At 71.0% G+C, this 19,536-nt stretch carries 18 protein-coding genes; 16 read left to right on the top strand and 2 right to left on the bottom strand.

Annotated elements, in window-relative coordinates; genetic code table 11:
- The first annotated feature begins 139 nt into the window (after positions 1-139).
- From shbA to KFLA_RS29890, 6 genes are all read left to right on the top strand, one after another.
- Positions 140-760, top strand: coding sequence for an RNA polymerase sigma factor ShbA (gene shbA / locus KFLA_RS29915; RefSeq protein ID WP_012923585.1), 621 nt, complete (start codon positions 140-142; stop codon positions 758-760).
- Positions 753-2,174 carry a hypothetical protein gene (locus KFLA_RS36050; protein WP_012923584.1) on the top strand — a complete coding sequence of 474 codons (1,422 nt, stop codon included), beginning with the start codon at positions 753-755 and terminating at the stop codon, positions 2,172-2,174. The genes shbA and KFLA_RS36050 overlap by 8 nt, the downstream gene beginning before the upstream one ends.
- A gap of 187 nt (positions 2,175-2,361) precedes the next feature.
- Entirely contained in the window at positions 2,362-3,876 is a 1,515-nt protein-coding gene (gene guaB, locus KFLA_RS29905) for an IMP dehydrogenase (protein ID WP_012923583.1), read from the top strand.
- A gap of 30 nt (positions 3,877-3,906) precedes the next feature.
- A complete protein-coding gene (locus KFLA_RS29900) occupies positions 3,907-5,013 on the top strand; it encodes a GuaB3 family IMP dehydrogenase-related protein (RefSeq protein ID WP_012923582.1) in 1,107 nt (368 codons plus the stop codon).
- Positions 5,010-5,738: an acyl-CoA thioester hydrolase/BAAT C-terminal domain-containing protein gene (locus tag KFLA_RS29895; protein ID WP_012923581.1), complete on the top strand. Its 729-nt coding sequence runs from the start codon at positions 5,010-5,012 to the stop codon at positions 5,736-5,738. Before KFLA_RS29900 ends, KFLA_RS29895 begins: the two co-directional genes overlap by 4 nt.
- A 78-nt stretch (positions 5,739-5,816) precedes the next feature.
- A complete protein-coding gene (locus tag KFLA_RS29890) occupies positions 5,817-6,209 on the top strand; it encodes a hypothetical protein (protein WP_012923580.1) in 393 nt (130 codons plus the stop codon).
- A gap of 295 nt (positions 6,210-6,504) precedes the next feature.
- On the opposite strand, the gene KFLA_RS29885 is transcribed toward KFLA_RS29890, so the two are convergent.
- A complete protein-coding gene (locus KFLA_RS29885) occupies positions 6,505-7,950 on the bottom strand; it encodes a hypothetical protein (protein ID WP_012923579.1) in 1,446 nt (481 codons plus the stop codon).
- Between the two features lie 136 nt (positions 7,951-8,086).
- Between KFLA_RS29885 and KFLA_RS29880 the strand changes: the two genes are divergently transcribed.
- From KFLA_RS29880 to KFLA_RS36045, 3 genes are all read left to right on the top strand, one after another.
- On the top strand, positions 8,087-9,679 hold the full coding sequence (locus tag KFLA_RS29880) for a succinic semialdehyde dehydrogenase (RefSeq protein ID WP_012923578.1): 1,593 nt from the start codon (positions 8,087-8,089) through the stop codon (positions 9,677-9,679).
- A gap of 31 nt (positions 9,680-9,710) precedes the next feature.
- The gene (locus KFLA_RS29875; protein ID WP_012923577.1) at positions 9,711-11,423 is read left to right on the top strand and encodes a GMC oxidoreductase; all 1,713 of its coding nucleotides are present in this window, start codon (positions 9,711-9,713) and stop codon (positions 11,421-11,423) included.
- A gap of 465 nt (positions 11,424-11,888) precedes the next feature.
- Positions 11,889-12,992 (top strand): tRNA isopentenyltransferase, encoded by a 1,104-nt coding sequence (locus KFLA_RS36045; protein WP_012923576.1) that lies wholly within the window; start codon positions 11,889-11,891, stop codon positions 12,990-12,992.
- A gap of 135 nt (positions 12,993-13,127) precedes the next feature.
- Here the strand turns inward: KFLA_RS36045 and KFLA_RS29865 are convergent, their stop codons facing one another.
- Positions 13,128-13,370, bottom strand: coding sequence for a hypothetical protein (locus tag KFLA_RS29865; RefSeq protein WP_012923575.1), 243 nt, complete (start codon positions 13,368-13,370; stop codon positions 13,128-13,130).
- Between the two features lie 198 nt (positions 13,371-13,568).
- On the opposite strand from KFLA_RS29865, the gene bioB reads away from it, so the two are divergent.
- From bioB to bioD, 7 genes are all read left to right on the top strand, one after another.
- Positions 13,569-14,564 (top strand): biotin synthase BioB, encoded by a 996-nt coding sequence (gene bioB, locus KFLA_RS29860; RefSeq protein ID WP_012923574.1) that lies wholly within the window; start codon positions 13,569-13,571, stop codon positions 14,562-14,564.
- Positions 14,561-14,752, top strand: coding sequence for a biotin synthase auxiliary protein BsaP (bsaP, locus tag KFLA_RS29855; RefSeq protein ID WP_012923573.1), 192 nt, complete (start codon positions 14,561-14,563; stop codon positions 14,750-14,752). Before bioB ends, bsaP begins: the two co-directional genes overlap by 4 nt.
- Positions 14,749-15,264 (top strand): hypothetical protein, encoded by a 516-nt coding sequence (locus KFLA_RS37645; protein WP_012923572.1) that lies wholly within the window; start codon positions 14,749-14,751, stop codon positions 15,262-15,264. Before bsaP ends, KFLA_RS37645 begins: the two co-directional genes overlap by 4 nt.
- Complete coding sequence (locus tag KFLA_RS29845; protein ID WP_012923571.1) at positions 15,257-16,192, top strand: zeta toxin family protein; 936 nt, start codon at positions 15,257-15,259, stop codon at positions 16,190-16,192. Before KFLA_RS37645 ends, KFLA_RS29845 begins: the two co-directional genes overlap by 8 nt.
- 136 nt (positions 16,193-16,328) lie before the next feature.
- Complete coding sequence (bioA, locus tag KFLA_RS29840; protein WP_012923570.1) at positions 16,329-17,642, top strand: adenosylmethionine--8-amino-7-oxononanoate transaminase; 1,314 nt, start codon at positions 16,329-16,331, stop codon at positions 17,640-17,642.
- Complete coding sequence (locus tag KFLA_RS29835) at positions 17,642-18,763, top strand: 8-amino-7-oxononanoate synthase (RefSeq protein WP_012923569.1); 1,122 nt, start codon at positions 17,642-17,644, stop codon at positions 18,761-18,763. The genes bioA and KFLA_RS29835 overlap by 1 nt, the downstream gene beginning before the upstream one ends.
- A complete protein-coding gene (gene bioD, locus KFLA_RS29830; protein WP_012923568.1) occupies positions 18,760-19,440 on the top strand; it encodes a dethiobiotin synthase in 681 nt (226 codons plus the stop codon). Before KFLA_RS29835 ends, bioD begins: the two co-directional genes overlap by 4 nt.
- The last annotated feature ends 96 nt before the right edge of the window (positions 19,441-19,536 follow it).

Below are 19,536 nucleotides of genomic sequence, written 5' to 3'. Positions count from 1 at the left end.
GCACGCCACGCCGGGTACCGGGCAGTAGTGCCAGGTTGTGATGAAAAATCCTCAGTGATCACCGATTGCCACTAGGCAACGGCCGGTACGGGTCGTAGCATCTTGCAGGCTGACCGGGTCCGACACGAGGGGGCGAGGGGTGACCGAGGTTCAAGTACCGCACACCCAGGACCGGGTCGAACTTCGGGACCTGGCCGCGCTGGCCGGGAGCGGGGATCCGAGGGCTCTCAACGACCTGCTGACCCGGGTGCGCGCCGTCGCCCACCGCTACGTGCGGTCGCGGCTGTGGACCTACCCGGGTGGGGCCGACATGGTCGACGACGTCGCGCAGGAGGTCTGCGTGGCGGTGTTCGGCGCGCTGGGCCGGTACCGCGACGAGGGCCGGCCGTTCGAGGCGTTCGTGTACGGGATCGCGGCCCGCAAGGTCGCCGACGCGCAGCGGGCGTTCGCGGTCGCGGACGTGTCGACGCCGGACCTGCCGGACGGGGCGGACGAGTCGCCGACGCCGGAGGAGCACGCGGTCCGGCACTCGGAGGTCCAGCACATCGTGGGGCTGCTGGAGAGGTTGCCGGAGAAACTGCGGGAGATCCTGCGGCTCCGGGTGGTTGCGGGGATGTCAGCCGAGGAGACCGGCCGGGCACTGGGGATGACACCGGGGGCGGTGAGGGTCGCACAACATCGAGCGTTGAACACGCTCAGGGGGTTTGTGGGGCATGAGGCAAAGGTGGAGCGAGGAGCAGGGGAGGAGCGGCATGGCTGAGCGCTTTGACTTAGACGCGATCGAAGCCGATGACGCGCTGCTCGACCTGCTCGCGGCCGGTGGGGAGTCCGCGGGGGAGGCGGGCGAGCACGACCCGACCCTGAGGCTGCTGGCCGAGCTACGGCTGGCGGTCGAGGTCGAGGACGAGCTCCCGGTGGAGACGATCGACGACGCCGAGATCTTCCTGGCGCGCTGTGCGGCGCTGAACCCGGTGACCGACCCGCTCGCCCGCAAGCTGGCGGCGCGCGGTCTGGCCGTCGGGGTCGCGGCCGTGGCGGCGCTGTCGGTGTCGGGCGTCGCGGCCGCCGTCAGCGGCGACCCGCTGGCGCCGTACGAGAAGGTGATCGAGAAGTTCGTCGAGCAGCTCCGGCCGGAGACCAGCTTCCCGAAGGAACAGCTCGACGGCATGCCGATCGTCGACAAGACGAAGATCGTCAAGGTCGCCAAGGACTACCAGGACAAGCAGGAGCAGCAGCACGAAGCCGAGGCCCGCAAGGCCGAGCAGCAGTTGACCGACCCGTTCCCGATCGGTCTGCCCGAGCTCGACACCCTGATGCCGAAGCCGCCGCTGGCCCGGGTCGAGCCGCCGCAGGTCGAGAAGCCGACCACCACACGGGACCCGCTGGTCCCGCCGGTCGAGTCCACCGACAAGCCGATCGATGACAAGCCGGTCGACGACAAGCCGGCCGACCCGCCGGTGGACAAGCCGGTGGACAAGCCGGAGGTGCCCGGCGACGACCCGACCGGGGAGCCCGTCGAGCCGACGCCGCCGCCGAGCGAGCCGAGTGACCCGCCGGTCACTCCGCCGGCCGAGCCGACGCCCACCCCGACGCCGACACCGACGGACGCGCCGACCAATCCCGGCGGTGGCAACGGTCAGCAGAACGAGACCCCGACCGAGCCGAGCACGCCGCCCCCCGCCCCGGACACCGGTGAGCAGGACGACTCCGGCGAGACTCCCGGTGGCGACACCGGGAGCGGTGAGACGCAGCCGAGCGGCACCGAGGAGACCAAGCCGGCCGAGCAGCCGTCCGACGGCCCGAGCCAGCCCGGCGGCGACCAGTCGACCGACGACCAGACCGGTACGCCGGCCGGCGGCCAGGGCCAGGACGACAAGGCGAAGGACGAAAAGGCCAAGGACCAGGCGAAGGACGAGGCCAGGCCGGCGCCGCCGACTCCGGCCGAGCCCACCCGGCTGGAGCGGTACGTCGACAAGCAGCTCCGGGCGGCCGCGAAGCACTCCAACGGCAAGTACTCGCTGGGCTACGCCAAGCAGCAGTATCCCAAGGGCAAGCACTCCAACGGCCAGTACGTCGAGGGCCGGCACGCGGCCTTCGAGCGGGCCCACGGGTCGATGTCTCCGGTGACCCTGCGGCAGATCCTGTGGGTCCTGAACCACCCGACCGGCCGCTGATCCACCGCCCCGGCCCGCCTCCGGGCAGGCGAGCCGGGGGCACCCGCGGGAAACCGTGTGCCGCGGCGGCCGGGTTCCTCGCCGGAACCCGGTCTGTCCACAGCCGCGGGGACCGATGCGTCCGGGGCGCGACGGGCGGCATACCATGGTGTCCCGTTCTCGCCGTGCAAAGGTGCCTTCCTTCCTCATGGACATCACACCCGCAGGAGTTCCCGACAAGTTCGCCGTTCTCGGCCTGACGTTCGACGACGTGCTGCTGCAGCCGAACGAGTCCGACGTCATCCCGTCCGAGGCGGACACCAGGTCCCGGGTCAGCCGCAACATCGAGGTCAACATCCCGCTGCTGTCCAGCGCGATGGACACCGTCACCGAGGCCCGGATGGCGATCGCGATGGCGCGCCAGGGTGGCCTCGGCGTGCTGCACCGCAACCTGTCGATCGAGGACCAGGCCCAGCAGGTCGACCTGGTCAAGCGCTCGGAGTCCGGCATGATCGCGCAGCCGATCACGATCGGCCCGGACGCCACCATCGGCGAGGCGGACGCGCTCTGCGGCCAGTACCGGATCTCCGGCGTGCCGGTGGTCGACGCCGCCGGCGTCCTGGTCGGCATCGTGACCAACCGCGACATGCGCTTCGAGAACGACCTGTCCCGCCCGGTCCGCGAGGTGATGACCAAGCAGCCGCTGATCACCGGCAAGCAGGGCATCTCCGCCGACGACGCGATGGCGCTGCTGAGCAAGCACAAGGTCGAGAAGCTGCCGCTGGTCGACGAGGCCGGCAAGCTGACCGGGCTGATCACGCTGAAGGACTTCGTCAAGCGCGACCAGTTCCCGCTGTCCACCAAGGACAGCAGCGGCCGGCTGCGGGTCGGCGGCGCGATCGGCTTCTACGGCGAGGCGTACAAGCGGGCGATGTCGTTGGTCGAGGCCGGTGTCGACCTGCTGGTGGTGGACACCGCGCACGGCCATTCCCAGGCGCAGCTGGAGATCATCCGCAAGCTCAAGGCCGACCCGGCCACCCGGGGCGTGGACGTCGTCGGCGGCAACGTCGGCACCCGGGTCGGCGCCCAGGCGCTGGTCGAGGCCGGCGCGGACGGCGTGAAGGTCGGCGTCGGCCCCGGCTCGATCTGTACGACGCGGGTGGTGTCGGGCGTCGGCGTGCCGCAGGTCACCGCGATTTACGAGGCGTCGCTGGCCTGCAAGCCGGCCGGCGTCCCGGTGATCGGCGACGGCGGCCTGCAGTACTCCGGTGACATCGCCAAGGCGCTCGTCGCCGGCGCGGACACCGTGATGCTCGGCTCGCTGCTGGCCGGCTGCGAGGAGTCGCCCGGCGACCTGGTCTTCGTCAACGGCAAGCAGTTCAAGGCCTACCGCGGAATGGGCTCGCTCGGCGCGATGTCGTCGGCCGGCGGCCTGCGCAAGTCGTACTCCAAGGACCGTTACTTCCAGAGCGACGTCGGCAGCGACGAGAAGCTGATCGCCGAGGGCGTCGAGGGCCAGGTGCCGTACCGCGGCCCGCTGGCGGCGGTCGCGCACCAGCTGATCGGCGGCCTGCGCCAGTCGATGTTCTACTGTGGCTCGCGCACCGTGCCGGAGCTGCAGGAGAAGGGCCGGTTCGTGCGGATCACCTCGGCCGGCCTGCAGGAGTCGCACCCGCACGACATCCAGATGACGGTCGAAGCGCCGAACTACTCCGGCCGCTGACCCCGCCTGCAACGTGAGGAAGACCACCAGATGACCGAGATCGAGATCGGCCGCGCCAAGCGGGGCCGGCAGGCGTACGCGTTCGACGACATCGCGATCGTGCCGTCGCGGCGGACCCGGGACCCCGAGGAGGTCTCGGTGGCCTGGCAGATCGACGCGTACCGGTTCGAGCTGCCGATCCTGGCCGCGCCGATGGACTCGGTGATGTCGCCGGCCACCGCGATCGCGATCGGCAAGGCCGGCGGTCTCGGTGTGCTGAACCTCGAAGGCCTGTGGACCCGGTACGAGAACCCGGCCTCGCTGCTGGAGGAGATCGTCACGCTCGACCGGGAGCAGGCGACCACCCGGCTGCAGGAGATCTACTCGGCGCCGATCAAACCCGAGCTGATCTCCCAGCGGGTGCAGGAAATCCGCGACTCCGGTGTCACCGTGGCCGGCGCGCTGTCACCGCAGCGGACCAAGCAGTTCGCCAAGCACGTGGTGGACGCCGGCGTCGACCTGTTCGTCATCCGCGGTACGACGGTGTCGGCCGAGCACGTGTCCGGCCAGGCCGAGCCGCTGAACCTCAAGCAGTTCATCTACGACCTGGACGTGCCGGTGATCGTCGGCGGCTGCGCGACCCACCAGGCCGCGCTGCACCTGATGCGGACCGGCGCGGCCGGCGTACTGGTCGGGTTCGGCGGCGGCGCGGCGCACACGACCCGCAAGGTGCTCGGTGTCGCGGTGCCGATGGCCTCCGCGGTCGCCGACGTGGCCGCGGCCCGGCGGGACTACATGGACGAGTCCGGCGGCCGGTACGTGCACGTCATCGCCGACGGCTCGGTCGGCCGGTCCGGCGACGTCGCGAAGGCGATCGCCTGCGGCGCCGACGCGGTGATGGTCGGTTCCCCGCTGGCGCGGGCGAGCGACGCCCCGGGTGGCGGCTTCCACTGGGGCGCCGAGGCCTGGCACGCGGACCTGCCGCGCGGTGAGCGGGTCGAGGTCGGCGTCACCGGCACGATGGAGCAGATCCTGTTCGGCCCGTCCTGGGTGCCGGACGGCACGATGAACCTGGTCGGCGCGCTCAAACGGGCGATGGCCACCACCGGCTACACGGAGCTCAAGGAGTTCCAGCGGGTCGAGGTCGTCGTCGGATGACCACCGGGGTCCTGCTCCTGCACGGCTCCAGCGGCCGTCCGGACCAGGACCGCGTTCGCGTGCTCGAAGCCGCCGGGTACGAGGTGGTCGCGCCGCGCTGGTTCGACGAGCGGATCAGCGAGATCCCGCTGGAGTCGTTCCCGCTGGACGACCTGGCGGCCCGGCACGACCGGCTCGCGGTGATCGGCATCTCGCGGGGTGCCGAGGCCGCGCTGCTGCTCGGCACTGTCGACGAACGGGTGGACGTCGTCGTCGGGTTGTCGCCGAGCGCGTACTCCTGGGCCTGGATCGAGAACGGCGTCCAGACCTCGCCCTGGACGTGGCAGGGCGAGCCGCTGCCGTTCGTACCGTTCGACCTCAGCTGGCAGCCGGACGACGACCCACCGAGCTACGTCGAGTTCTACCGGCAGAGCCTGCGCACGTACGCCGACCAGGTGGAGGCGGCGCGGATCCCGGCGGAGCGGTTCCGGGGCGAGCTGTTGCTGGTGGCCGGCGGTGACGACAGGCTCTGGCCCTCGGTGGAGTTCGCCGAGCAGATCGCGTTGCGGCGAGGGCAGGCGGTGACCCAGTTGCTGATCTCGGGCGAGGCCGGGCACCGGCCGTTGTTCCCGGGCGAGGAGCCGAAGACGGGTGGTTTGCGAATGGCTCGGGGCGGTTCCGACGAGGCCGACCGGGCCTTCGGCGCGCAGACCTGGCCGCACATTCTGCGGGTGCTGGCGGGCTGATCGCCACCCGACCCGGGCGTGAGCTGGGACACCCGTGGTGTGGGCCCGGCGTTCGGACGGCTCTGGAAGGATTGCGCCATGGGACTGTTCAGCCGACGTACCGAAGCCGACAACGTCGCCCTCGCCGCAGCACGGGCCCGGCTGTCCTCCGAGGACGTCGACCAGGTCAGGTTCCTGCTGACCACCCGGAAGACGGTGTTCGCGGTCAAGTACGTGATGGACCGTACCGGGGCGGAGATCAAGCCGGCCAAGGAACTGGTCGAGGACATCCGGCTCGGTCGCTACGTGCCGCCGGTCACCGAAACCCCGGTGGTCCGGCGACCCGGTACCAACCTCGCCGAACGGACGCGGGCGTTGAAGGCGGCCGGTGAGCTGCACCAGGCGACCGCGCTGGTGGTCAGCGAGACCGGCATGACCGAAGCCGAAGCCGGCCTCTTCGTCGGCGCCCTCAAACCAGACCCCCAGGACTGAGCCTCCCGCGCCGCCCCGCCCCGCCCCGCCTCGCCCCCGACGCTCGGCCCGCGTCCCCGCGTCCCCGCGTCCCCGCGCATTTTGGGGGGATAACCCGCCAAGTGCTGGGTTCAGCCGCGGCATACCACCAGGTAGACCCACAACTTGGCGGGTTATCCCCTGAAATGGGCTGGGGCGGCGCGGCGCGGCGCGGACGGGGCGGCGGCGCGGCGGGCATACGGGGCGTACGGGGCGCCGGCGCGGCGGGCATACGGGGCGTACGGGGTCGCGCGGGTGGGTCTTGGTGGGGTGGGGGTCAGGTTTGTAGTTGGGCGGCGGCTTCGTGGGCGTGCTGGGAGGCGAGGAAGTCGCCCTTGGCGGCGAGCAGGTCGCCGTGGTGGCGGTAGCAGGCGCCGGCCAGGTCGGCGACCTCCCCGCCGCGGGAGGTGAACGGGATCAGCGCCGTCGCCACCTCGGCGCTCCAGCCGGCCAGGTCCAGCGCCATCTCGGTCTGCCCGGCGGCGTGGTACGCCTCGGAGATGTCCAGCAGCACCCGCGCCCAGATCGGCGCGTAGGTGCTGGTCTCGTACCGCATCCGGTGCGACTCCCGCTCCGACGAGATCGCGAACAGGTAGTGCGCTTCCAGCCCCAGCGTCAGCGCGCTCTCCGCGTCCTGCGCGAGCAGCGGCCGGACCAGCTCGGCCAGCTCAGCCGCGCGCACCGCCGCGGACTCCGGATCCGTCCGCCCGGACACGGTCGCCAGCGTCATGCCCGGCGCGGGCTCGCTGAGCGCCAGCAGCCGGTGGTACTGCTCGAACGGCCCGAGCTTGATCTCCGCCGTCTCCAGCGCGGTCGTCAGTGATGGGGGGATGCCGCGGTCCAGCTCGTCGACGACCCGCTGAGCCGCCTCCGGGTCGGTGGCGAAGGCTGTCCGCAGGCAGTTCTCACCCTCCAGCACTCGGCCGACCACGCTGAGGTGCCGGCCCTTGCGTGCCAGCGCCGCGACCAGCGTGCGCAGGTCTGTGGCCGACTCGGAGTCGGCCAGGGTGTCCGCGGTGTTCAGCCCGATCTCGTCGGCTTCCAGCGCCAGATCGAGCCGGCCCTCCGCCGCGTGGATGTCGGCCGAGACCGCCGTCGCCGAGCACAGGTACCGCGCGTACGACAGCGACTGGGCGCTCTCGTTGATCTGGGTGGCCAGTTGCAGGAACAGCTGCACGGCCGCGTCCGCCGAGGCGACCGCCAGGTCGGGATCGCCGTACCGGCGCAGGATCAGGGCGTTCATCGCGAGCACCCGAGCGAAGTCCGGCTGGTGGTGCACGCTGTCCGGCCCGGCGACCAGCTGGCCGTAGGCGATCACCGCGCCGTCCATCTCCAGCACCGCGGTCGCGCCCCAGCCACGGTGCGCCTGGGTCATCGCGCGCCGGGCCCGGACGTCGGCCAGGAAGGAGGTGGCGTCCAGCACGCCGGCATCGCTGAGCTCGGTGTAGCCGAGCTGGGCCTCGTGCAGGGCGGCGAGGGCCTCCTCGTGCCGGCCCGAGGCGTTCAGCGAACCGGCCAGCTCGTACTGCGTCGCCGCCATCAGATGCTTGGCCTCGTAGTGGTCCGGCCGGTCGCTCGCGCGCTCGCGGGCCAGCTCGATGACCCGCTGCTGGTACGGCCCGGCCTCGTCGGCGCGGCCTTCCTCGATCAGGACCTGAGCGGTCTGCAGTGCCTCGCCGAGCTCGTCCTCAGGAGGCGTCCAAAGCCCCCCGCTGTCCACCATCTTGACGGTTCACCCCTTCGCTGACTCAACGGATCACCTTAGTGCTTCGCGCCGTGATCCACCTCACCTCGTGCCGGTGCGTTCGATGTCAAGGTCAACTACTGACACACCTATTACCCATAGGTAGCCTGGACAGATGAGCGAGCAGACCTCGATCCCTGCCGACCCCGAGCTCGACCCGACCGCGTCGTACGCCACCGACCAGTCGGTGATCCGGCGGCTGTCCGGTTTGCTCCGGGCCACGGCCGGCACCCGGACGTCGTACGCGCCGGCCACCGGGCAGCCGGTCGCCGAGCTGCCGGTGTCGGGGCCGGACGACGTGGTCGCCGCGGTCCGCTCGGCCCGGCGGACGCAGCGCGGCTGGAGGACCACCGCGCTCGCCGACCGCGCCGCGATCCTGCTCCGCTACCACGACCTCGTGCTCGACCACCGGCACGAGCTCGTCGACCTGGTGATCCTGGAGTCCGGCAAGGCGCGCAAGCAGGCCTTCGAGGAGGTCGCGCACGTCGCGCTCACCGCCCGGTACTACGGCCGCAAGGCCGCCGAGCTGCTCGGGCCGCAGCGCAAGCTCGGCGTGTTCCCGGTGCTCACCCGGGCCGAGCAGCGCTTCGTGCCGAAGGGTGTCGTCGGCATCATCTCGCCGTGGAACTACCCGCTCAGCATGGCGGTGGCCGACGGTCTGCCCGCTGTCCTGGCCGGCAACACGGTGGTGCACAAGCCCGACAGCCAGACCCCGCTGACGGCGCTGCGGGCGATCGAGCTGCTGTACGAGGCAGGCCTGCCCCGGGACGCCTGGCAGCCGGTCAACGGCGACGGCCCGACGGTCGGCGGCGCGATCATCCAGAACGCCGACTACGTCTGCTTCACCGGCTCGACCAAGACCGGCCGCCTGATCGCCCAGCAGGCCGGCGAGCGGCTGATCGGTTGCAGCCTCGAGCTCGGCGGCAAGAACCCGATGCTCGTGCTGCGCGACGCCGACGTGCAGCGCGCCGCCGAAGGCGCCGTCCGGGCCTGCTTCAACAGCGCGGGTCAGCTGTGCGTGTCGATCGAGCGCCTGTACGTCGCCGACCAGGTGTACGACGCCTTCGTGACCGCGTTCCTGGACCGGGTGAAGAAGCTGAAGCTGTCGGCGGGCACCGGCTGGGACGTCGACCTGGGCTCGCTGGTCTCGAAGGCCCAGCTGGAGACGGTCAGCCGGCACGTCGAGGACGCCCGCGCGAAGGGCGCCGTCGTGCTGGCCGGCGGCAGGGCCCGGCCGGACCTCGGCGCGCTGTTCTACGAGCCGACCGTGCTGTCCGGGGTGACGCCGGAGATGGAGTGCTTCGACCAGGAGACCTTCGGGCCGGTGGTCTCGCTCTACCGGTTCTCCGACGAGTCCGAGGCGATCGAGCGCGCCAACGAGGGCGACTACGGGCTGAACGCCAGCGTCTGGACCCGGGACGGCCGGCGCGGCCGGGCGATCGCGGCCCAGCTGGTCGCCGGTACCGTGAACGTGAACGAGGGCTACGGCGCGACCTTCGGGTCGATCGACACCCCGATGGGCGGCATGCGGTCCTCGGGTCTGGGCCGCCGGCAGGGCGTCGAGGGGATCCGCCGGTACGTCGACCCGCAGGCGATCGCCACCCAGCGGTTGCTGCCGGTCGCGGCGTCGCACGGCATCGACGACGAGACCTACGCGGAGCTGATGACGGGCGTGCTGCGGCTGCTGAAGAAGCTCGGCCGGTCCTGACCCCGTGGTCCGGCCCAGACAGGGAGACAGCATGCGCTTCGACCACGACGTGGTGATCATCGGGTCCGGCTTCGGCGGCAGCGTCAGCGCCCTGCGGCTGGTCGAGAAGGGCTACCGGGTCGCGGTCCTGGAAGCGGGTGCCCGGTTCGAGGACGCCGGGTTCGCGAAGAACTCGTGGGACAAGAACCGGTTCCTGTTCGCGCCGAAGCTCGGCTGGTACGGCATCCAGCGGATCAGCGCCCTGCGCGACGTGATCATCCTGTCCGGCGCGGGCGTCGGCGGCGGCAGCCTGGTCTACGCCAACACCCTGTACGAGCCGCTGCCGGCCTTCTACGCCGACCGGCAGTGGGCCCACATCACCGACTGGAAGAGCGAGCTGGCGCCGTACTACGACCAGGCGAAGCGCATGCTCGGCGTGACGACGTACCCGCACTTCAGCCCGGCCGACAAGGTGATGAAGCAGGTCGCCGACGACATGGGCGTGGGCGACACGTTCCACCCCACCCCGGTCGGCATCTTCTTCGGCGAGCCGGGGGTCGAGGTCGACGACCCGTACTTCGGCGGCGTCGGGCCGCGGCGCAGCGGGTGCATCGACTGCGGCGAGTGCATGACCGGCTGCCGGCACAACGCGAAGAACACCCTGACCAAGAACTACCTCTACCTGGCCGAGCAGGCCGGCGCGGAGGTGTACCCGATGACGACGGTGACCTCGGTCGAGCCGCTGTCCGGCGGCGGCTACCTGATCGAGACCCGGGGGACGTCGAACCGGAAGAAGGTCCGCCGGTTCACCGCGGAACAGGTCGTTTTCGCCGCCTCCGCGCTCGGTACGGCCAAGTTGCTGCACCGGCTCCGCGACGAGGGCAAGCTGCCGAGGCTGTCGGACCGGCTGGGCGTGCTGACCCGGACCAACTCCGAGTCGTTGCTGGGCGCGATCGCGCTGAACCGCGACGTCGACTACAGCCGCGGGGTGGCGATCACGTCGTCGTTCCACCCCGACGAGATCACTCACATCGAGCCGGTCCGGTACGGCAAGGGCAGCAACGCGATGTCGCTGCTGCAGACCGTGCTGACCGACGGCGACGGCGACATCCCGCGCTGGCGGACCTGGCTGCGGGAACTGGGGGTGCAGCGCAAGAACATCCGCCGGCTGTACGACCTGAAGCACTGGTCGGAGCGCACGGTGATCGCGCTGGTGATGCAGACCGAGGACAACTCGATCACCACCTTCGGCCGGCGGGACCGGGTCGGCCGCTGGCGGCTCACCTCGAAGCAGGGCCACGGTGCCCCCAACCCGTCCTGGATCCCGGTCGCGAACGAGGTGGTCCGGCGGATGGCCAAGGTGATGGGTGGCACGCCCGGCGGCACCATCGGGGAGCCGTTCAACGTGCCGATGACCGCGCACTTCATCGGGGGCTGCGCGATCGGCGACTCCGCCGAGACCGGCGTCGTCGACGCGTACCACCGGGTCTACGGGTACGCGGGCCTGCACATCATGGACGGCTCGACGATCTCGGCGAACCTGGGCGTCAACCCGTCGCTGACGATCACCGCACAGGCCGAGCGGGCGCTGGCGTTCTGGCCGAACAAGGGCGAGGCCGATCCGCGGCCGGCCCCCGGTACGCCGTACCGGCGGGTGGCGCCGGTGCAGCCCGCGCGGCCGGTCGTCCCGGTGAATGCGCCCGGGGCGCTGCGGCTGCCCATTGTGCAGATCACCAGCGCGCAGCATCCTGTGACGAAATCGTGACGCGATGACAACAATGCGGTGGGATTCCCGCTGAGCGCCAGAAGGTGAAAAGCCCTCATTTCGGAAGAATGTCCGAAGTGAGGGCTCACCGTGTGCCGGTCGGCACGTTCTGTGTCAGAAAAGGGAGCAGGTCCCTCGGGAACGTTTCCGCCCAAATCGTTTCCCGAGGGACCCACTCAAGCCGGGGTGAGGCGCCCGGCGCTTTGGGATCGGGTCACCAACCACAGCTGGCGACCCGAGCTCATGTACCCCACTCTACCTCCGATTCCCGGAGTTTCGAGCTGCTAGGAGTGGTTGTGACCACTCTGCGCGCTGATCGTAATGATCGGCATTTCTCTCACTCTTCGAACCGGGTGGCGGTCTCCTTGCGGTGACCGCCTCTGCACACTTCAACGAGGCCATTCACCGAAGGTCACGAGGTTCCGCAGAAATTTCTCTCGGGTGCGGATCGGTAGAGTTGGCGCCATGCCCGCCACCCCGCCCCGCCTGCTGGTCGCCCTGTACGGACCGACCTCGGCCGGCAAGACCAAGGTCTCGGTCGAGCTGTGCCTGCGGCTGCGTGACGAGCTCGGGCTGGACCCGCTGGTGATCTCGGCCGACTCCCGGCAGGTCTACCGGTACATGGACATCGGCACCTCCAAGACGACGCCCGCCGAGATGCGCGGCATCCCGCACGCGATGCTCGACGTCACCGAGCCGGTGCGGAAGCTCGAGCTGGAGACGTACGTGGCGCAGGCCCGGCGCCGGATGGACGCCTGCTGGGCGGCCGGCGGCGTACCGGTGGTTGTCGGAGGCACCGGCGTCTACGTCCGCTCGCTGCTGGAGGGCTGGGAGGTGGACGCGGTCGCCGAGGCGCGGGCGTCGCTGCGCCGGGACTTCCCGCGCAGCATGGCCGCCGACGCGCACGAGGTGCTGGCCCGGCTGGACAAGCAGGCCGCGGCGAAGGTGCACGCGAACAACTACGACGGCGTGATCAACGCCCTGGCGCATGCCGTCGGCAACGACCCGGAACGGGCGGTGGCCACCGTGCCGACCCGGACGGTGATGCTCGGCGTGGACCGGCCGGCCGCGGACATCGACCGCCGGGTCGCCGAGACCTACGACGACCAGGTCCGGCGCGGTCTGCGCGACGAGGTGCTCGGGCTCGAGCAGCGGTACGACCTGCTGACGCAGTACCGGCGGCTCGGCAAGAAGACGGCGAACCAGGTGGTCCACACGCATGGGTACACCGAGTGGTTCGACGTCGCGCTGGAGCGAGGGCTGGCGGTGGAGAAGCTGGGCGCGGCCGACCAGAGCGAGGTCCGGCAGCGGGTGGTGGAGCGGATCCAGGCGCACACCAAGCGGCAGCGCGCGGTGTTCCCGAAGCTGGCCGGCCTGAAGATGGTCCGCGGCCCCGGCGACGCCTTCGACGCCGTGGTCGCCGCCCAGCGCGCCGAGCCACCGAAACCCGCGGCGACCGGCAAGCCCGGATCGGGCGGCAGATCGGGCGCCGGCCAGCCGGGAGCGGGAAAGGCCGGCAGCAAGCCGTCCGGCCGCCGCCCCGCCCGCCCCACCGGCAAACGCCGCTGAGGCGTCACCACGCGCTCCGCCTGACGACCACGCCGGCCGAGCGCTCCCGCCCGCTTGGCGGTCACGCGGCTGACCCCCCGTGCCGGTGGGCCGGTCAGCTGCGTGATGCTGGCGGAGACACCCCGGTGGTGGGGGTCAGCGGCCGCGGCCCTTCTTCTTCTGCGCCTCCTGGGCGGCCTTGTTGGCGGCAGCGGCCTCCCGGCCGGACCGGGTGTTCTTGTTGAACATGCCGCTCTTCTGCTTCGCCTTCGTGCCCTGCTGGTCCTGGATGCGCCGCTGGTCGCCGCGCTGGTGCTTCTCCTGGCTCGAACCGGACGCACCGGTCGAGTGACCGCCCTGGACCTCCTGGCCGGTGGACTTCTTCCTGAACTTGGCCATCCTTCTCCTTCTTCCGGGAGCCGTCCGTGCGGCTCGGACTGTCCGCCGCCGGGACGAACGCCGAGAACGTAGCAACGCCAAGGGTTCACTTCCGGTTCACCGCCGGGTGAGCAAGCCGACGAAACCAGCCGCCGGACCGGTGCGTCGCAGGCCCTCGTTTACAGTGAGCCGACCCGACCCCGCTGAGCCAGGAGAACGATGACCGGCATCCTCGACACCGCCCGTACTCAGGTCCTCGAGCAGGGGGACGGCCTGTCGCAGGAGCAGCTGGCCGAGGTCCTGCGTACGCCCGACGACCAGCTGCCCGAGCTGCTCGCGCTGGCCCACGAGGTTCGGGTGAAGTGGTGTGGTGAGGAGGTCGAGGTGGAGGGCATCATCTCGCTGAAGACCGGCGGCTGCCCCGAGGACTGCCACTTCTGCTCGCAGTCCGGTCAGTTCACCTCGCCGGTCCGCTCGGTCTGGCTGAACATCCCGGAGCTGGTCGAGGCCGCCAAGGAGACCGCGAAGACCGGCGCGACGGAGTTCTGCATCGTCGCCGCCGTGCGCGGGCCCGACGCCCGGCTGATGGAGCAGGTGAAGGCGGGCATCGAGGCGATCACCGCCGAGGTCGACATCAACATCGCCTGCTCGCTCGGCATGCTGACCCAGGACCAGGTGGACGAGCTCAAGGCGATGGGCGTGCACCGCTACAACCACAACCTGGAGTCCGCGCGCTCGTACTTCGGTGACGTGGTGACCACCCACTCCTTCGAGGAGCGCTGGGAGACCTGTGTGATGGTCAAGCAGTCCGGCATGGAGCTGTGCTGCGGCGGACTGGTCGGGATGGGCGAGACGCTGGAGCAGCGGGCCGAGCTGGCCGCCCAACTGGCCGAGCTGGAGCCGCACGAGGTGCCGCTGAACTTCCTCAACCCGCGCCCCGGCACGCCGTTCGGCGACCTGCCGGTGATGGACGGCAAGGACGCCCTGCGCACGATCGCGGCGTTCCGGCTGGCGATGCCGAAGACGATCCTGCGGTACGCCGGTGGGCGCGAGCTGACGCTGGGCGACCTGGGCACCCGGGACGGGCTGCTCGGCGGCATCAACGCGGTCATCGTCGGCAACTACCTGACCACCCTGGGCCGGCCGGCGACCGCGGACCTGGACCTGCTCGCCGACCTCAAGATGCCGGTCAAGGAACTGCAGAAGACGCTGTGAACGAGACGGTCCTGTACTGCGGGCACTGCGGTCGTGACGCGGCCGCGGCCGATCACGAAGCCTGTGCGCGGGCACTGCGGCTGGAGCCTCCGCGGTACTGCGAGCAGTGCCGGCGGCGGATGGTCGTGCAGGTCAGCCCGACCGGGTGGCGCGCGCGGTGCTCGGTGCACGGCGAGCGGTCCGGGTGACCCGAACGGTCGAGTATCTTTCCGGCGTGGTCGACGGCGCCGGGATCAACGTTCTCGCGGGGATCGGGACGGCGTCCTGGCCGGCCCGGCAGTCGGTCGCGTACGAGGTCGCGCTGGAGGGCTGCCGGCAGGTCGTCGGGTGGTACACCGCCACGATCGAGGCCGCCGAGGCGGAGGCCGAACCGGACGTCGAGCAGCTCGAGCGGTTGCGTACGGAGCAACGGATCTGGGTGGCGGAGGCACTGGCGCTGAGCCCGGCCGACGCCGCGGGGATCCGCCGGGTCAGCGACGCCGGCGAGGCCCTCATCGGCGTACCGGACGATGACGGCGTCCCGCTCGCAGCGCAGCCCGGCGAGGCGGACGAGGATGATCTCGCCGGGGACAGTGACGCGAGCTACGCCGGCGATGCCCGGCCGGAGCACGACGACAAGCACGACGACGAGGGCGACGGCTTCGGTGCGGGCGGCGGGCTCGACGGGGGTGCCGAGGGCTGGGGCGACGGGCGTGGCTGACGTGCCGGACGGGTATGCGCTCAACGACCTGGAGAGCTTCCGGCTCTTCCGGGACCGGATCGTGCCCGCCGAGCTGACCGGCACTCCGCAGCAGCATCCGATCGCGGTTGTCGTCGCCGGTCAGCCCGGCGCGGGCAAGGCGGTGGTCTCTGCTGCCGCCCGGGACGTGCTCAGCGAGCGGGGTCGCCCCGTCGTGCTCAGCACCGCCGCCTACGAGCCGTACCACCCGCGCTTCCACGAGGTGATGCAGCGCGAGGCACCCGCCGACGGCCGCTACCTCCGACCCGACGGACGGCGCTGGCTGGCCCAGGCCGTGGGGCACGCCGTGAACCGCCGGTACGACGTGGTGCTGGAGTCGGAGCTGCTCGACCCGTCGGAGTTCGAGGAGCCGGCCCGCAAGTTCCAGGAGGCCGGCTACCAGGTGGAGATCGCGTTCATCGCGGTGCACGAGGCGGTCAGCCGGTTCACGGTGCTGGACCGGTATCTGCGAGCACTGGAGATCTTCGGCCACAGCCGGATGGCCGGACAGGCCGAGCACGACGCCGGCTACCGCGGTGTACTCCGAGCTGCCGCGGCCGCGGACGGCGAGACGTTCGCCGACCGGGTCGGGGTGTTCCGCCCGGACGGGACACTCATCTACGGCAACCAGCGCACTCCGGACGGTGGCTGGCAGCAACCACCGCGCGCGGTCGACGCCATCACCTGGGAGCGTGGCCGCCCGTGGTCCGTCGTGGAGTCCAGGCTCTTCCTGGGCAGCGTCAACGCGATCGAGCGGCTCGGTCTCAGCGCCCCCGACCAGTGGATCCGCGACCTCACTGTCGAAGGTGCCCGAGCTGTCTCCGCCCTGGCCCACCCGCGCCTGGACTCCGCTGCCATCACGCTCCACATCGCCACCGCCGGTCTGAGCCGTCCCGACGCCTCCCAGTAGCCCTCCGTTCCCAGGTCGTGGGCCCCTGGCGTCGTAGTAGCGGGCCGGTGAGTACCGTGGTGCACCGGTCCGTGCCCTCCTCGTCAGCCGCCGTCGAGCTGTTGCGAGAGCGTGGGCCTGGACGGAGGCGGAACAGGTGTCACGGTCAGTCGGTGAAGTGCTGCGGCAGGATGCGGCGTTGCTCTGGCACCCGTACGCGTCGCTGAGCGAGCCGGGACGTGTTCGCCTGGTCCGTGGCGCGTCCGGCGTCCGGCTGCGGCTGGACGACGGCCAGGGTGGAACGGTCGAGGCAATCGACGCGATGGCGTCCTGGTGGTGCGCGATCCACGGCTATCGGCACCCGGTGCTGGACCGTGCCGTCCGTGACCAGGTGGCCGAGTTCAGTCACGTCATGTTCGGCGGGCTCACGCATGAGCCGGCGGTCGCTCTGGGGGAGCGACTGGTCGAGATCACCCCCGCGCCCCTGCAGCACGTGTTCTTCTGCGACTCCGGCTCGGTGTCGGTCGAGGTGGCGATCAAGCTGGCCCTGCAGTACCAGGTGGCGCGCGGGCGGCACGGCCGGACCAGGATGCTGACCGTCCGCGGCGGGTACCACGGCGACACCTTCACGCCGATGAGCGTGTGCGACCCGGTCAACGGCATGCACTCGTTGTTCACCGGCGCGCTGACCGAGCAGGTGTTCGGTCCGCAGCCTCCGGCCGGATTCGACCGGCCCGCTGACGATCCGGAGTACCTGGCCTGGGCGGACGCGCTGCGGGCGGTCGCAGCCGAGCACCGTGACCAGGTGGCCGCGATTGTCGTGGAGCCGATCCTGCAGGGCGCCGGCGGGATGTACCCGTACAGCCCGGCCTGCCTGCGACTCCTGCGTGAGTTGGCCGACGAGTACGGGTTCCTGCTCATCCTGGACGAGATCGCCACGGGGTTCGGCCGCACCGGCACGCTGTTCGCCTCGGAGCACGCGGGCGTCGACCCGGACATCTTGTGCGTCGGCAAGGCGCTGACCGGCGGCTACCTGTCGCTGGCAGCCACCCTGTGTACGACGGACGTCGCGCGCACGGTGTCGGACGGTCCCGGGGGCGCCCTGATGCACGGGCCGACCTTCATGGCCAACCCGCTCGCCTGCGCGGTCGCTCTGGCCAGTGTCGAGCTTCTGCTCGGCCAGGACTGGTCCGCCGAGGTCTCGCGCATCTCTGCCGGCCTGACCGCCGGGCTGGCTCCCGCTGCGGACCTGTCAGGGGTGAAGGACGTTCGAGTACTCGGTGCTGTCGGTGTCGTGCAGCTCGGTGGTCCGGTGGACCTGCCGCGGCTGACGGAGGCCGCCCTGCGTCGCGGGGTGTGGATCCGGCCGTTCCGCGACCTGGTCTACACGATGCCGCCGTACGTCTGCACCGACGAGGAGATCGCGCTGATCGGCTCAGCGATCACCGAAGCGATTGCTGAGGGGAACTGATGCTGAGCGAGTGGCTGGCCCCGAGGGCGGCGGCGCTGGAGTCGAGCGGCCTGACTCGGCGGCTGCGCCCGCGCCCGGCCGGTGAGGACCTGATCGACCTGGCCGGCAACGACTACCTCGGCCTGGCGTCGGATCCGCGGGTTGTCGAGGCCGCCGTCGCCGCCGTCCGCGCCTGGGGCTCCGGCGCGACCGCCTCCCGGCTGGTCACCGGTACGACGGAACTGCACGCCGAGCTGGAGACCGCCCTGGCGGCGTACGCCGGGCACGAGGCGGGACTGGTCTTCTCGTCGGGCTATCTGGCCAACCTGGGTGTCGTCACCGCGCTGGGCGGTCCGGGGACGCTGCTGGTGTCCGATGAGCATGTGCACGCCTCACTGGTTGACGCATGCCGCCTGGCCCGGTCCCGCGTCGAGATCGTTCCGCACAACGACGTCGAGGCGGTTGGCAAGGCGCTGGCCGACCGCGGTGAGCCGCACGCGCTCGTGCTGGTCGAGTCGGTGTACAGCGTCCTCGGCGACGCCGCCCCACTCACCGCGCTGGCCGACATCGCGCAGCAGAACCGCGCTGTGCTGGTGGTGGATGAGGCGCATGGTCTGGGGGTGACCGGCGATGGGCGCGGTTCAGTCGCTGCTGCCGAACTTGCCGGAGTCGAGCACGTCGTAGTGACGATGACGCTGTCCAAGGCACTGGCCAGCCAGGGCGGAGTCGTGCTGGGCCCAGGAGTGCTGCGGGAGCATCTGGTCAACCGAGCTCGTTCGTTCATCTTCGACACCGGCCTCAACCCGGCCGCATGCGCTGCCGCCCTCGCGGCGCTGCAGGTTCTCGAGGCAGAACCACACCGCCCAGCGGCGATCCACACTGCGGCAGCCAAGCTGGCAGCCGCGTGTGGAGTTCCGCCATCAGCCGGTGCGGTCGTCTCGGTGCCGATGCCCGGACCACGAGAGACGGTCCAGGCCGCAGAACTGTGTCTGACCAACGGAGTCCGCGTCGGCAGCTTCCGGCCGCCGTCGGTGCCGGATGGTGTCAGCAGGCTCCGGCTCACTGCGCATGCGGGTCTCAGCGATGCTGAGCTGGAGCGAGCCTGTGCAGTGATCGTGTCGGCCGTCAAGGAGGTCTCGTGAGCCGGGTGCTGTTCGTGACTGGGACCGACACCGGTGTCGGGAAGACTGTGGTCACCGCTGCGCTGGCAGCAGCTGCAGCAGGCGCCGTCGCGGTCGTGAAGCCCGCTCAGACGGGCGTCACCGCGGACGAGGCGGGCGATCTGCAGGATGTCGAGCGGCTGACCGGGCTGACTGATCTGCATGAAGGAATCCGGCTGCTCGACCCGCTGGCTCCCACCACAGCCGGTCGCCGCCAAGGCGTCCCGCTGCCGTCTGTCGACACCCATGCGAAGGCGCTCGACGACCTGGCGGCCGAGCGTGACCTGGTGATCGTCGAGGGCGCCGGTGGCCTGCTGGTCGGCCTGGACGAGGACGGGCACGACTTGGCGGATCTCGCCGCCCGGCTGAGCACGCCGTGCTCGTTCGTCGTGGTCACCCGGTCCGGGCTCGGCACGCTGAACCACACTGGCCTGACCGTCGAGGCGTTGCGCGTACGCGGCCTGCCGATCACCGGCCTGGTAATCGGCTCCTGGCCTGTCGAACCGGATCTGGCCGAGCGGTGCAACGCTGAAGACCTCCCGGCCACCACTGGCGTACCGCTGGTCGGCCGGGTGCCGGCCGGTGCCGGTCAGCTGGACCGCGAGTCGTTCCGCGCGGCTGCTCCAACCTGGTTCACCGTGCCCAACCTGGCCCAGTGAATGTCGGCCCATGCCCGGCTCGCTACGACCAGGAGCTGGACATGTGGGTCGTCGCCGAGTCGGACGACCTGCACTGATTACAGCCTCGCTGACCTG

It is taken from the genome of Kribbella flavida DSM 17836 (assembly GCF_000024345.1).
GTDB classification, from domain to species: domain Bacteria; phylum Actinomycetota; class Actinomycetes; order Propionibacteriales; family Kribbellaceae; genus Kribbella; species Kribbella flavida.
The sequence above is the reverse complement of the archived record's forward strand: the minus strand, read 5'-3'. Positions and strand labels throughout refer to the sequence as shown.